The sequence below is a fragment of the Ornithinibacillus sp. FSL M8-0202 genome (assembly GCF_037975285.1).
Taxonomy (GTDB): Bacteria; Bacillota; Bacilli; order Bacillales; family Amphibacillaceae; genus Ornithinibacillus; species Ornithinibacillus massiliensis.
In genome coordinates this window covers 3,862,709-3,875,706 of the sequence record NZ_CP150248.1, presented here as the reverse complement: position 1 = coordinate 3,875,706, position 12,998 = coordinate 3,862,709, and the positions used below count along the sequence as shown (strand labels likewise).

General features: G+C 37.7%; 17 protein-coding genes. 14 read left to right on the top strand and 3 right to left on the bottom strand.

What is annotated here, in order from left to right; genetic code table 11:
• The first annotated feature begins 83 nt into the window (after positions 1-83).
• Genes MKY78_RS19735 through MKY78_RS19725 form a run of 3 tightly spaced genes read left to right on the top strand, consistent with a single transcriptional unit; the run spans position 84 to position 1,276 of the window.
• Entirely contained in the window at positions 84-302 is a 219-nt protein-coding gene (locus MKY78_RS19735; protein ID WP_339215112.1) for a hypothetical protein, read from the top strand.
• Positions 299-550, top strand: a complete 252-nt coding sequence (locus tag MKY78_RS19730; RefSeq protein ID WP_339215110.1) for a CAP domain-containing protein — start codon at positions 299-301, stop codon at positions 548-550. The genes MKY78_RS19735 and MKY78_RS19730 overlap by 4 nt, the downstream gene beginning before the upstream one ends.
• Positions 551-601: 51 nt before the next feature.
• Positions 602-1,276 carry a DNA alkylation repair protein gene (locus tag MKY78_RS19725; protein ID WP_339215109.1) on the top strand — a complete coding sequence of 225 codons (675 nt, stop codon included), beginning with the start codon at positions 602-604 and terminating at the stop codon, positions 1,274-1,276.
• A 12-nt stretch (positions 1,277-1,288) separates the two neighbouring features.
• Here MKY78_RS19725 and MKY78_RS19720 read toward each other — a convergent pair whose 3' ends face one another.
• A complete protein-coding gene (locus tag MKY78_RS19720) occupies positions 1,289-1,825 on the bottom strand; it encodes a ribonuclease H-like YkuK family protein (RefSeq protein WP_339215108.1) in 537 nt (178 codons plus the stop codon).
• A gap of 206 nt (positions 1,826-2,031) precedes the next feature.
• Here MKY78_RS19720 and MKY78_RS19715 point away from each other — a divergent pair, with 206 nt between their 5' ends.
• The 9 genes from MKY78_RS19715 (at position 2,032) to MKY78_RS19675 (ending at position 9,540) form a co-directional block, all read left to right on the top strand.
• A complete protein-coding gene (locus MKY78_RS19715; RefSeq protein WP_339215106.1) occupies positions 2,032-2,751 on the top strand; it encodes a GntR family transcriptional regulator in 720 nt (239 codons plus the stop codon).
• Between the two features lie 222 nt (positions 2,752-2,973).
• The gene (phnG, locus tag MKY78_RS19710) at positions 2,974-3,396 is read left to right on the top strand and encodes a phosphonate C-P lyase system protein PhnG (RefSeq protein ID WP_339215104.1); all 423 of its coding nucleotides are present in this window, start codon (positions 2,974-2,976) and stop codon (positions 3,394-3,396) included.
• 33 nt (positions 3,397-3,429) lie between these two features.
• Positions 3,430-4,023 carry a phosphonate C-P lyase system protein PhnH gene (phnH, locus tag MKY78_RS19705; protein ID WP_339215102.1) on the top strand — a complete coding sequence of 198 codons (594 nt, stop codon included), beginning with the start codon at positions 3,430-3,432 and terminating at the stop codon, positions 4,021-4,023.
• 2 nt (positions 4,024-4,025) lie between these two features.
• On the top strand, positions 4,026-5,135 hold the full coding sequence (locus MKY78_RS19700) for a carbon-phosphorus lyase complex subunit PhnI (protein WP_339215100.1): 1,110 nt from the start codon (positions 4,026-4,028) through the stop codon (positions 5,133-5,135).
• Positions 5,125-5,991, top strand: a complete 867-nt coding sequence (locus MKY78_RS19695; protein WP_339215098.1) for an alpha-D-ribose 1-methylphosphonate 5-phosphate C-P-lyase PhnJ — start codon at positions 5,125-5,127, stop codon at positions 5,989-5,991. The genes MKY78_RS19700 and MKY78_RS19695 overlap by 11 nt, the downstream gene beginning before the upstream one ends.
• Positions 5,981-6,823, top strand: a complete 843-nt coding sequence (locus tag MKY78_RS19690) for an ATP-binding cassette domain-containing protein (protein WP_339215096.1) — start codon at positions 5,981-5,983, stop codon at positions 6,821-6,823. The genes MKY78_RS19695 and MKY78_RS19690 overlap by 11 nt, the downstream gene beginning before the upstream one ends.
• 12 nt (positions 6,824-6,835) lie before the next feature.
• A complete protein-coding gene (gene phnM, locus MKY78_RS19685; RefSeq protein WP_339215095.1) occupies positions 6,836-8,011 on the top strand; it encodes a phosphonate metabolism protein PhnM in 1,176 nt (391 codons plus the stop codon).
• Between the two features lie 19 nt (positions 8,012-8,030).
• Complete coding sequence (locus MKY78_RS19680) at positions 8,031-8,750, top strand: ATP-binding cassette domain-containing protein (protein WP_339215093.1); 720 nt, start codon at positions 8,031-8,033, stop codon at positions 8,748-8,750.
• A complete protein-coding gene (locus MKY78_RS19675) occupies positions 8,740-9,540 on the top strand; it encodes a PHP domain-containing protein (RefSeq protein WP_339215092.1) in 801 nt (266 codons plus the stop codon). Before MKY78_RS19680 ends, MKY78_RS19675 begins: the two co-directional genes overlap by 11 nt.
• Positions 9,541-9,638: 98 nt before the next feature.
• Here MKY78_RS19675 and MKY78_RS19670 read toward each other — a convergent pair whose 3' ends face one another.
• A complete protein-coding gene (locus tag MKY78_RS19670; RefSeq protein WP_211741430.1) occupies positions 9,639-9,878 on the bottom strand; it encodes a Parvovirus coat protein VP1-like protein in 240 nt (79 codons plus the stop codon).
• Between the two features lie 248 nt (positions 9,879-10,126).
• Here MKY78_RS19670 and MKY78_RS19665 point away from each other — a divergent pair, with 248 nt between their 5' ends.
• A complete protein-coding gene (locus MKY78_RS19665) occupies positions 10,127-11,578 on the top strand; it encodes a DHA2 family efflux MFS transporter permease subunit (RefSeq protein WP_339215089.1) in 1,452 nt (483 codons plus the stop codon).
• Positions 11,579-11,766: 188 nt separating this feature from the next.
• Here MKY78_RS19665 and MKY78_RS19660 read toward each other — a convergent pair whose 3' ends face one another.
• On the bottom strand, positions 11,767-12,492 hold the full coding sequence (locus MKY78_RS19660) for a ZIP family metal transporter (protein WP_339215088.1): 726 nt from the start codon (positions 12,490-12,492) through the stop codon (positions 11,767-11,769).
• 167 nt (positions 12,493-12,659) lie between these two features.
• On the opposite strand from MKY78_RS19660, the gene MKY78_RS19655 reads away from it, so the two are divergent.
• Positions 12,660-12,986, top strand: a complete 327-nt coding sequence (locus MKY78_RS19655; RefSeq protein ID WP_339215087.1) for a metalloregulator ArsR/SmtB family transcription factor — start codon at positions 12,660-12,662, stop codon at positions 12,984-12,986.
• The last annotated feature ends 12 nt before the right edge of the window (positions 12,987-12,998 follow it).

Genomic DNA, 12,998 nt, shown 5'->3' with positions numbered 1-12,998 from the left:
TTAAAATGTTTAAAGAGGCTCCATTTGATTTTTAGAAAGTCTCTAAGGGAGATACCTTTTGGTTTATAGCCAAAAGGTATGGGTTGGATTATAGAGAACTAATGCGGTTAAATCCAGATGTCGTACCAACCAACATGCAAATTGGATCTGTCATTCGACTAAGGGCTACTGCACCAAGTCCTGCTACTTTTGAGGAGCAGGTGGTCCAACTAGTAAATCAGGAAAGAGCTAAAGCTGGATTATCTCCGTTGAAACACCGTGCAGATATTAAAGCTGTGTCAGAAAAAAAGCTGAAGATATGATTAATTCCAACTATATCTCCCACACAAGCCCAAATTATGGCTCGCCATTTGATATGTTGAAAACATTTGGTGTTATGTATCGAACTGCAGGTGAAAATATTGCGAAAGGCCAAGATTCCCCACAAGCAGTAATGAATGCATGGATGAATTCGCCAGGACACCGAGATAACATCTTAAATCCGAATTTTGATTCCATTGGTGTGGGGTATTACCAAGGTGCTTGGGTACAACTGTTTACCGGATCTTAGTTTGGGTAAGGTCTAATGTAGGCTTACGTCTTATTAGACCTTACTATTTTAATGAGGGGGAGATTAAGATTGCTAGAGCGGTTAATCACTGAACTTGAACGAAATCGTAATCATGAGAACGCTTATCAAATGGAAAAGTACATGAAGAATCGTTTTCCTTTCCTCGGTATTAAAACCCCGGAAAGAAGAAATATATCCAATCGATTTTTTAAACAAACCGGTATAACGAAAGAACCGTTTAATGTAAAATTTGTACAAGCTTTATGGGAACAGAAGGAAAGAGAGTATCAGAATATTGCATTGGATTATATCGAAACGATGCTTCCTAAGCTGGGAAAAGAGCATCTTGAATTATTGGAGAAGCTGCTTACAACAAAATCCTGGTGGGATACAGTAGATATGTTGGCACAAAAGCCAATTGGCAAAATAGCACTGGAATCTCCAGAGGTGATCCCAGAAAGAATAACAGAATGGGCTCATCATGAAAATATGTGGCTTAGAAGAACTGCTATCTTATTTCAGCTGAAGTATAAGGATAGGACAAATGAAGAATTGCTATATACGTACATAAAAATGAATGCTTCAAGTACAGAGTTTTTTATACAGAAGGCAATTGGCTGGGCTTTACGAGAATATTCCAAAACCAACCCTATATCTGTAAGAATGTTTATCCAGGAAAATGATTTAGCAAAATTAAGCATACGCGAAGGAAGTAAATACATCTAGGCGAGAGACGTGCTATTTAGTAAATCGATTAGCATAGGAACTCGCTACAAAGGATTCAGGCTTAATCTTTGGTTCTATCCCTAAAGATTCCATCCGTCCAACCATTTCATTTACAAACATTCTTGTTTTATTTTGACTATTGGCGCCTATGTCAATATGCCCTTCAATCGTAAAGGAAGATCCTTTATATATATTGGGTAAGACAATATTAATCAATTGATCTTTTTTATCTTCCGTGAACATGGATACGACTTCCTCTGTCAAGGTTGTTTCATAGGAAATTCGTTCATGTAGATTGGTCATTTTTCTTGGTACGACAACTTTTCGAATACATGCCCATGCACCCTTTGATTCACAATGAATAACAATTCCAGTTATAAATCGAGTGTAGGTTGGGTGTATTTGGGAATCGGTACCAAATATTAAACGATATCTACCGGTTGGATCTTTTTTCATAAATCGAACGATATGCTGGAAAACTTCCTGAAAGGTCATATGTTTATGTGTTAAATTTTGAAAGCTGAAATCTAATAATCTTAGATTAGCCACGATAGAACCTCCTATGTTTGGGACTTCTTACTACTTAGTGTAGCGAAAGTATGTAGGACTATTCTTGAGCTAATGTAAATTTTTTTTGAAAATCTTAACAAAATTAAATTTGTTATTACCATTAGTTAATGCAATACGCTTATAATATGTTATAAGCTAAAAGCACAAATGCGTTACACATAATGGAAAGAGGGGAATCGGTTGCGATGGGTATCCATAAAGAAGCTGTAATTATCGATGACTTAATCCAACAAATTATAGAAAAGAAGCTCCTACCGGGGTCTAAGTTACCTTCTGAGAATGAGCTTGCTGAAAAATATGATGTACCTAGAATAACGGTTAGAAATGCCTTGATTAAATTAGAAGAGCGCTCTTATATTTATTCTGTACAAGGGAAAGGGAGGTATTTAAAAGACAAATCCATACCTATCCAACTTTCGCTTACAGGAAAAACGAGTTTTACGGAAAAAATGAAAGCGATGGGTCATGATTTAAAGACCGTTACGATATCATGTAAAAAAATTCTTTTCGAATCGAAAATATATGATATTTTACAAGCCAAAGAAACGGATACAGTTTATCAAATTGGAAGGTTACGTATCATAAACGGCGTCCCAATGGCTATCCATTATTCCTATGTAAGTGAGCATCGTTTTCCAACGATCAAACAAGATGGTCCAACGATTCATTCTATGTTTGACTACTATCGTCAACAAGGGACGGAACGATTTTCTAGTAGAAAAACCTATCTTAGTATTACGTTTCCCACTCTAAAGGAACAACATTTATTATCTTGTAATAGTATGGTTCCACTGATTATTCTAGAGACGGATTGTGTAGACCAAGACTCCGATAGCATTTTAGAATATACGAAAATACTATATCGTAGTGATCAATTTAAATATGATATCACAACCGACCCATGAACAACATATATCATTAAGTATGTGATTTTACATTCGTAGATAGGGAATTTAAAAAATCTCCCCATCGCATGATAAAAACTAGCACATTCGCTTATTTTCTAGCAGATGTGCTAGTTTTTTATATTTCTTTTGTTAATTGAATTTACAAATACTTCAACATTTCTTAACACATGGTAACTTGGCAACAAGTTACCATGGACGTAGAAGAAAGGAGAGGGCTAAATGAATCGACGAAGAAGAACCGAAATACTAATTCAAGGGAGACCAGAATTAGCAAAAGAATTAGCAGAAACAATTATGCTGCAATATCCATATCGGGAAGTAATTTCTCCTAGATATGGACTGACGATGATAAAAATGAGAGAAACCGCTAAAAGTTCGCTATTCTATCTTGGCGAGGTAGTCATAACCGAAGCGAAAATGGAAATAAAAGGTCATATTGGGATCGGGATTGTAACTGGGATGAAAGAGGAGCTGGCAAAACACTTAGCCATCATCGATGCAGCTTATAAAGCGAATCTGAAAGAGACCATAGAATGGGAAGAGCCCTTATTAAAAGAGGAAAAAGCGCTCTTAGAATCAAAAATTAAAAAACAAGCTGAACTACTAGCGACTAAAGTCCAGTTTGATACGATGCAAGTATAGTCAGCCTCATCTATATAAAGGAGTTTTGTAATGATGATGAATATTGTACATGACACACAAGCTGTATTCCGTAATTTACTTCATAGTATGTCGCGACCTGGTGAAATTTCGAAATTAAACGAGACTTCTATTAACCTCTCTAGTAGGACATGTCACCAAGCAACTATGTTAACAATGCTAACTCTATTTGATGCAGAAATCGGCTTTCATATCTTGACTAATGACCAGCAGAATGAGCTTCAAAAACAAATTATGGATTACACATCTGCCAAAATCGTACCGATGGAAGAAGCTGATTTTGTGATTGTTTTACAAGGTACAGATGACAGTACCATTGTACAGGCAATGGAAAAATGTAAGATAGGTAATCTAATCGATCCACAATATTCGGCAACATGGATACTGGAGTGTGAATCGATTAAAACAGGAAGGAGTTTGCGTTTAAGCGGACCAGGTATTAACCAGCAAACTACTATTCAGGTAAATCTATCGAACGGAATCCTCGCTAAACGAAATGAGCTAGTGAAAGAGTATCCGTTAGGTATAGATATGATTGTCACGGATGCAAGCTTACAGGTTGTTTGTATACCACGTACAACTACTATCGAACCGCTAGGAGGTGCTTAGGAATGGGCTATGTAGCAGTAAAAGGTGGAACTGATGCAATTGAAGCATCGTTGAAACGATTACGGTATGAGCGATTAAAGGGACAAGAGGTATTAGAGATACATACCATCCTAACTACAATGCGGTCATTAATTGATCAGGTGATGTCGGAAGCTAGTCTATATGAACCAACGTTAGCAGCACTAGCCATTAAACAAGCTGAAGGGAGTATGGAGGAGGCTGTATTTCTACTTCGAGCCCACCGCTCTACATTACCAAGACTATACTATAGTGAAACAGTAGAATCAGAGAGTATGTTTGTCGAACGCAGGATTTCTGCTAGCTTTAAGGATATTCCGGGGGGCCAGATATTAGGGGCCACAAATGATTATAGCCACCGTTTGCTAGATTATACGTTATTAAATGAGACAAAAGAAGAAATGAAGCAATGGTTAGCGGCTTATGAAGCGGAGCTATCCAAGGAACATCCTCATAATGAGTTAATCTATTTTCCTAAAGTAGTGGAGTATTTACGTAAAGAGGGATTGTTTACGAGTTATGTGGAAAATAATGAACCACCTGACGATATTACGAAAAAAAGTCTACAATTTCCTGCCACTCGAAGTCAACGATTACAAACGTTAACCCGCGGTCAAACAGGTACCGTTACGTCATTGGGCTATGCATCGTTACGGGGCTATGGACAGGTCCATCCAACAGTCGGAGAGGTTCGCGTTGGGATGGCACCGATCTATATTGCACCAGCTACAGAAATAGGAAACGAGGAGGAAAATTATTACATTGGTGAAGTGAAACTAACAGAAGTGGAGTCCTTTGTTCCTGTTAAGAAGAATATGCAGCAAAGGGAAGAACTAGAATTTGAGATTGGCTATGGGATTTGTTTTGGTCAGAATGAAACGAAAGCAATAGCTATGAGCATTCTCGATCAATGCTTGGAGCATCCGGAAGCTGATTTTCCAACCCATGACGAGGAATTTGTTTTATTACATATTGATTCCGTAGAGTCGACTGGATTTATATCTCATTTGAAACTACCGCATTATGTCACATTCCAATCCAAACTTGATAGTGTGAGAACCGTGAAACAAGGAGGACAAAAACATGAAGACTAGCCCTCATTTTGCTTTTTTGGATGAAGGATCTAAAAAAGAAATACGCCGTAGCATTCTGAAAGCTGTAGCGATACCTGGATATCAAGTACCGTTTGCATCAAGGGAGATGCCGATAGCTCGCGGCTGGGGTACGGGTGGTCTCCAGATTACATTATCCGTTATCGGGAAGAGGGATGTAATAAAAGTCATTGACCAAGGTGCAGATGAATCGGTGAATGCGGTTAATATTAAGAAGCTTGTCCATGAAACGACAGGTGTAGTGATAACCGAGCAAACAAGGGAGGCAACATTAATTCAATCAAGACATCGAATTCCTGAAATTCCGCTAACGAGTGATCAAATCCTTGTGCTACAAGTGCCTGAACCGGAACCACTTCGGGCATATGAAGCAAAAAATACGATAACGAAACTACTCCATTCAGAAGAAGAATATAGTGGTGCCTGGCTTATGCTATTTGAGCAAATCATGAAGCATGGTACAACGTCCACCGGAGCAGATCACCCTGTCTATGTGAATGGTCGCTACGTAATGGCACCTAGTCCGATTCCACGTTTCGATAATGAAAAGCTAAATCAATCCGAGGCACTTATTCTATTTGGAGCGGGGAGAGAAAAGAAAATCTATGCAATTCCACCTTATACCGATGTCGTTTCCTTAGCATTTGATGACCACCCTTTCAGAACAGAAGACTTTACAGATAAGTCATGTCATCTATGCGGAACAAGTGGTGTATTTCTGGATGAGTTAATTGATCACCATACAGGTGAGCGGGTGTTTCAATGTAATGATACTAGTTTCTGTATAGAACAATTGAATAAAAAGGAAAGAGAAGAGGTGGGGACTAGTGAAGGATGAACAAGCCTTATTATCTGTTCGAAATTTAAATCAGCAATTTGGACCGGGGTGTAATAGCTGTAAAAACCCAGATAATAGAGCTTTAACCAATAATTATTGTGAAGTATGTGGAACGGTTTATGCTTGTCGGAATATCTCACTTGATTTATTTGCTGGTGAAATACTTGGTGTAGTTGGGGAAAGCGGAAGTGGAAAATCTAGCTTAATGAAATGTCTTTATTTTGACTCAGAAGTAACTAGTGGGGAAGTGTATCTCGATGATGAGGAATTTCTCGGAGAAAACTTATTTGAATTGTCATCGCAAAAGAAGCGATATATTCGAAATTACAAATATGGAATGGTCTATCAAAATCCTGTACATGGGTTAAAAATGAATTTTTCTTCTATCGGCAATATCGCAGAAAAATTAATTGCTGCTGGAAATCGCCATGTTGGTAATATGGAAGAAATCGGAAAACGACTGCTTGACATTGTGCAAATTCCTGTCTTTCGAATGAAGGAGGAGCCGCGGAATTTTTCGGGTGGTATGCAGCAGCGAGTTCAAATTGCAAAGGCTCTCTCGAATAACCCACCTGTTTTATTTTTAGATGAAGTAACAACTGGATTAGATCTTTCTGTACAGGCAGATGTATTAGACCTAATTAAACGGATACAACGTGAATTTGGGATTAGTATGATTGTTGTATCACATGATTTAGCTGTCATTCGAATGCTGGCCGACCGTACCATTGTCATGTTAAATGGTGAGATTGTGGAGCAAGGATTAACAGATCAAATTTTAGAGGATCCGACTGATAAATATACGCAACAATTAGTTTATTCGTTGTTATAGGAGGTACGTACTTTGATTATTATCCATAACGGAAAAATTGTCATGGAAACAGGAATTATAGAAGGGCATGCTGTCGTGATTAAAGGTGATCGCATTCAGGATATTATTTTAGAGAGCGATATGGAGTATGGTTCAGATAAGCAGTTTATCGATGCAAAGGGAGGCTATATTTCCCCTGGTTTTATAGACATCCATTCTGATTACATTGAGACGATTGTCTCGCCAAGACCTACAAGTATTATGGACGTAAATATGAGTCTTAGAGAAGCGGAGAAGAACTTAATCAGTCATGGAATTACTACCATTTTTCATTCGTTATCATTTTACCTAGAAGATATCTTCTCCCATAAACCAATGCGCTATCCTGAAAATGTCCAGCGACTGGTGGATGCTATTGATCGAACAGCAAGTCAGCCCCATTTAATTCGTCAGCGTCTGCATGCTAGATTTGAGATAGATAATATCGATGGTGTGGAAAGTTTAATCCAGAATATAAAACAAGGCAAGGTTCATCTTTTATCCTTTATGGATCATACACCTGGTCAAGGCCAATATCGTGATTTAGAAGTCTTCCGCCATACGCTTAAAGGCTATCGTAACGTATCCGATGATGAGGTAGATGTTATTATTGCAGAACGAAAAAGCAGAGCGTCTTTAAGTTTACGTGAAATATCAGAAATAGCAAGGATAGCAATAGACAAAGGGATTGCCATTGCTTCCCATGATGATGACCATATAGATAAGCTAGAATTAGTACAATCCTTCGGGACGACTATAAGTGAATTCCCTATTACCTTGGAAGTGGCTAAGAAAGCAAAAGAATTAGGGTTACGAACATTAGTTGGTGCTCCTAATGTATTGCTAGGTGGATCTCATTCGGGAAATCTTTCTGCTATTGAAGCGATCCAGCATCAGTTTGCCGACATTCTTTGCAGTGATTATTATCCATCTGCATTACTACATGCTATTTTTGAATTACACGAAAAACATAATAACAAGCTACACGATATGTTTAACATGGTTACGATTAATCCTGCTAAGGCTGTTCATATGGACCGGGAGATAGGTTCGATTCACCCTGGTAAAAAGGCAGATTTACTTATCATTGAACGAATGGAAGATGGTTATCCGATGTTAACGATGACGATGGTAAATGGTCAAGTCATCACAACAACCAATTATAGATAGGATGATAGGAGGGAAGGTCATGGCCATGTTAGAAGTTCATAATCTGGGAAAGAATTTTATTAATCATTATCTCGGAACGACAAGGCAAGCTATAAATGGGATTAGCTTTCAACTAGAGAAGGGGCAGTTTATTGGCATTGTTGGAAAAAGTGGTAGTGGTAAATCTACCATATTAAAAAGCATTTATCGTACATACATTTCTAATCAAGGGAATATATTATTTGAGTCTGAGCGATTTGGACGACTTGATTTAACGAAAGCAACAGAAAGGCAAGTAATTTATTTACGAAAACATGAGATTGGCTATGTTTCTCAATTTTTAAATGTCATGCCAAGAAGAACGTGCAGACAATTAGTAGAACAAGCAGTTTTGGAAATGGGGGAATCTGATTTCCGTGCAAAGCGCCAAGCGGAGGCAGCACTCGAACATTTCGAGCTGGACCCGAGTCTATGGGACACATTTCCGAATACATTTTCTGGTGGTGAGAAGTTACGATTAAACATAGCAATGGCAACAGTTAAAAAACCGAGACTATTGTTGTTAGATGAACCAACTGCTAGCTTAGACTATCAATCGAAAGAAAAGGTTAGAGAAGTTATCGTGAAATTAAAAGCGAGTGGGACGACATTAGTAGGAATTTTTCACGATATTGAATTCATGGATAATCTCTGTGATCAAATTTTTAACATGAGTAAGAAACCAACTATCATAAAAGCAGGTGTTCGTAATGAAAGCTGACCTCCATGTACATAGTCATTATTCTGATGGGGCTGATTCCATAGAAGCAATTATGACGAAGGCTAAGCAAAATGGTGTAACCCACATTAGTATTGTAGATCATGACACAGTTGACGGACAAGATATAATCCGTCAAGTTGGGCGAGCATATAATATTACGACCATCCCTGGAATTGAAATATCCGCCTTTGATTATAAAAGAAATCGTAAGGTTCATATACTCGGTTACCATTATAGACCTGATGCATCTCATATCCGTAACGTTTGTAACCCTTTATTGGAAAGAAGAAATGCGTTATCGCTATGGCAAATCCAACAATTAAGAAAACTTGCTTATGAAATAGAGTCGGATATTATAAAGGAAAAAGCGTTACCAAGTCAGGCAATTTATAAACAACATGTGATGGATTATTTAATAAAAGACCCTTATTCCTCAACAACGTATAAAGAACTATATCAAAAGCTATTTAAAAATCTTATTGCTGAAGATATTGAGTATGTCAATGTATTCGCTGCAGTGAAGGCAATTGTAAAAGATGGTGGATTGGCAGTTGTTGCACATCCTGGACAACTAGATTCCTATGATTTGGTTCCTGAGCTAGTAGAGGTCGGACTAGGTGGTATTGAACGGAACCATATCGATCATACAGAACAAGATCACAGAAAAGTGGAGGTACTAGCAAAATCGTACAACTTAGTTATGACGGGTGGGTCAGATTATCACGGGAGCTTTGGTGTCCCCATTCAAATAGGCGATATCACTAGTCCATTAAACCCGCTACTAAGTTAGCCATCTATAAAAAAATAAATAATAGAAAATAAGACAATCGAATGGATTTGTGATTGTCTTATTTAGTCTTGATGGGCTAAGTTAGTGTTTTTGTTTGTTTAGAAACCCAATTTAAACGAAATAACCCGATACATCAATCGCGCATCTCTACCTAATTTATCTCGTCTAGTCATATATGGTGCAAGTTGTCGTAAAAATTGTTCATCACAAAGTCTTCTTGGTAGACCTCTCTGGTAGCATTGATCATGCTGCAGGCAGAAGTAGTCAAGCTGATTGGTAGGTGCACCTGGACCACTACATCCTGGCCCACAATAACGGTAGCCTGGTAAACAGATCATCGTGATTCCCTCCTATTCTTTATTAGTGCCATACATGTAATAATGTATGCTAGGGATAGAACGAGATAATAGGCGTTAATATTTATCGTCATTGAAATTAGGAAGTTTATTGTTAAATCAAGCATTCCAAGACTTGCCAAAGTAAGCTATTGGCAGTAAGCAAACTTATAGATTAATAGAATGGATTCATGTATCCTGTATAAAGTATATGATTACAGACATTAAGATAGGTGGAAGAGAGGGTATTTATGCAGAATGTAGAAGTAAACAGAAAAATGATAGTACCATTGTTATTAGCAGGTTCGTTTATTGCCATTTTGAATCAAACGCTAATGATAACCGCTATCCCACCAATAATGGAAGAAATGGGAATTACAGCGAATACTGGACAATGGCTAACTACTGTGTTCATGTTGGTTAATGGGATTATGATTCCAGTTAGTGCGTTTTTATTAGAACGTTTTACGACGAGGCAATTGTTTATTACAGCGATGAGTATATTTGCAGTTGGGACACTAGTTGCAGGTATCGCGCCTAACTTTTCCACATTATTAATCGGCCGTGTCATCCAATCTGCTGGCGCTGGGGTTATGTTACCATTGATGCAGACGGTATTTTTAATGATTTTCCCTGTACATAGACGTGGTGCTGCAATGGGACTAATTGGACTGGTAATCTCGTTTGCTCCAGCGATCGGTCCTGCTTTGTCTGGGTATGTGACAGAACATTACTCGTGGAGATTGTTATTCTTTATTATTCTGCCAATTGCAGTAATTGATATTGTCATAGCTTGCTTTGCATTGAAAAATGTAACCGAGTTACAGAAACCAAAATTCGATATACTTTCAATCTTCTTATCTTCATTTGGATTTGGTGGATTACTATATGGATTTACTTCAGCAGGAAATAATGGCTGGTTAGCTATGATGACTATCCTATCACTTGCAGTTGGTGTGTTAGCATTATTCGGATTCATTCTAAGACAATTAAAGCTAAAGCATCCAATGCTCGAATTCAGAGTGTTTACTTATTCCATTTTCCCGCTGGCCGTTGCGATAGGCATGATCGCTTTTATGGGATTAATTGGCGTGGAGACATTAATACCACTATATATGCAAAATATGCGTGAGTTTACAGCCTTTGAAGCTGGTTTAGCTCTGTTACCTGGAGCATTAATTACTGGATTGATGTCACCAATTACAGGTAGAATCTTTGATAAATTCGGTGCTAAAAAACTAGTAATAATTGGATTAATAATCATTACCGTATCGTCAATCCCGTTTACTAGATTAGATACATCGACTTCATTAGCTTTTATAACCATTCTATACAGTATCCGAATGTTCGGACTGTCGATGGTAATGATGCCGATTGCAACCGCTGGATTAAATCAATTACCTAAACGATTAATTCCACACGGGGCTGCAATGGATAATACGATGAGACAAATAGCAGCTTCTGTAGGTACAGCAATTCTCGTTACAGTCATGACGACATCAGAGGAGAGTGCAGCAAGTAGGGAAATTGTCAATCCAGACATTTATGGTGCCAATGTAGCGTTCATTGTTGTAGCAGCACTTTCATTAGTCGGATTGTTGATTGCTCTCTTTATTAAAGATAAGCGTCAATCCCAAGAAGAATTGGAAAGAAAAGATCAAGAGAGATTAAAAGCTAGAGAAACTAATTCTGCATCATCATGAAATCTCCCTTATGGAGTAATAATCCAAAATAAAACTCCTCTTCCTTTGTGGTGGAGGAGTTTTACTGTGTAAAAGGGTATTATTGTACAGAAAAGTTCAACTGTAGGGAATACTGCAGTTTAGTCTCGTACAATGTACCGACAGTATTTCAAGAAGGTTTAATTGTTGATTAAAATGAACCTAAGATATTAGTTAATAAAAGTAAAATACATATAGACCAATGTGATACCAAATAGACTAACTAGTAAACCATACCATATAGAAGATTTTTTCATTGCTTCCCAAACCATTTCTTTTACTGCGACTATGAAAATCATAGAGATGGCAAGGTTAATCATAAAAGCAAATAAAAAAGGGACCTCAGCAGTAATAAATAACCCAAGTAACGACCCTATTGCTACTGGGACGGTAAGCACGGCTGTGATTACCAACCAAGTGAAGAAGCCGTACCCAGCTAAAAATAGTGGAGTAAAAATGATCACTCCTTCAGGAATATTGTGTAACAGGATGGTTAATAACATGGGTTTGCCAATTTCCGTACCGATAGCTGCTCCAAGCGCCAGCCCAACTGGGAAATTATGCATTGCAATACTAATGGTTAATAAAACTCCAGTACGGAGTAAGAGAACTTTTCGTTGAGTATTTGTTACAAGGGTTATCATGTTTATGACACGATGAATACATAGATACAGAATAACTCCAGTTGCAGTCCCAAGAGCAAATATAACCCAACCGCCAAGTTGGATACTTTTAGGGATCATTTCAATAAATAATAGGCCAATTATTAATCCGCCGCAGAGAGAATATAAAAAGCTAACACTACCATGGATACGCTTCATGAACCATGCTAGTCCACCCCCAGCACTAATACCCAATGCAGAGGCAATTACTCCTGATAACCATATGAATGCCATCATACGACTCCTTTTCCTTCCTTTGTTAATTTATATTGCCTTGTCCCACGATTTATACGGTATTTATAAATTATTGACCATGATCCATTTCTTGTTTTATAATATGAACATATACTAATATATACATATTAATAAATTTAACTTAAGCCTAGAAAGGAGAGGATGTTATGGAACATAATGAAAATCAGACAGCGGTTAATAATAAGGATTTGGATGAGGAGACGTTATTCGTGGTTTCACAAACGTTTAAGGCATTGGGTGACCCAACGAGAATCCGGATACTAAATCTATTAATTCATCACGAATACTCAGTAAATGGAATAGCGGAAACCTTACAGTTAAGGCAATCAACGGTTTCACATCAATTACGCTTCTTGAAAAATTTACGTTTAGTAAAATATCGCCGGGAGGGTACAACGTTGTATTATTCTCAAGATGATGAACATGTCATGAATATGCTGAAACAAATGATTGATCATGCTTGTCATAACTAAGTAGTTCCTTTT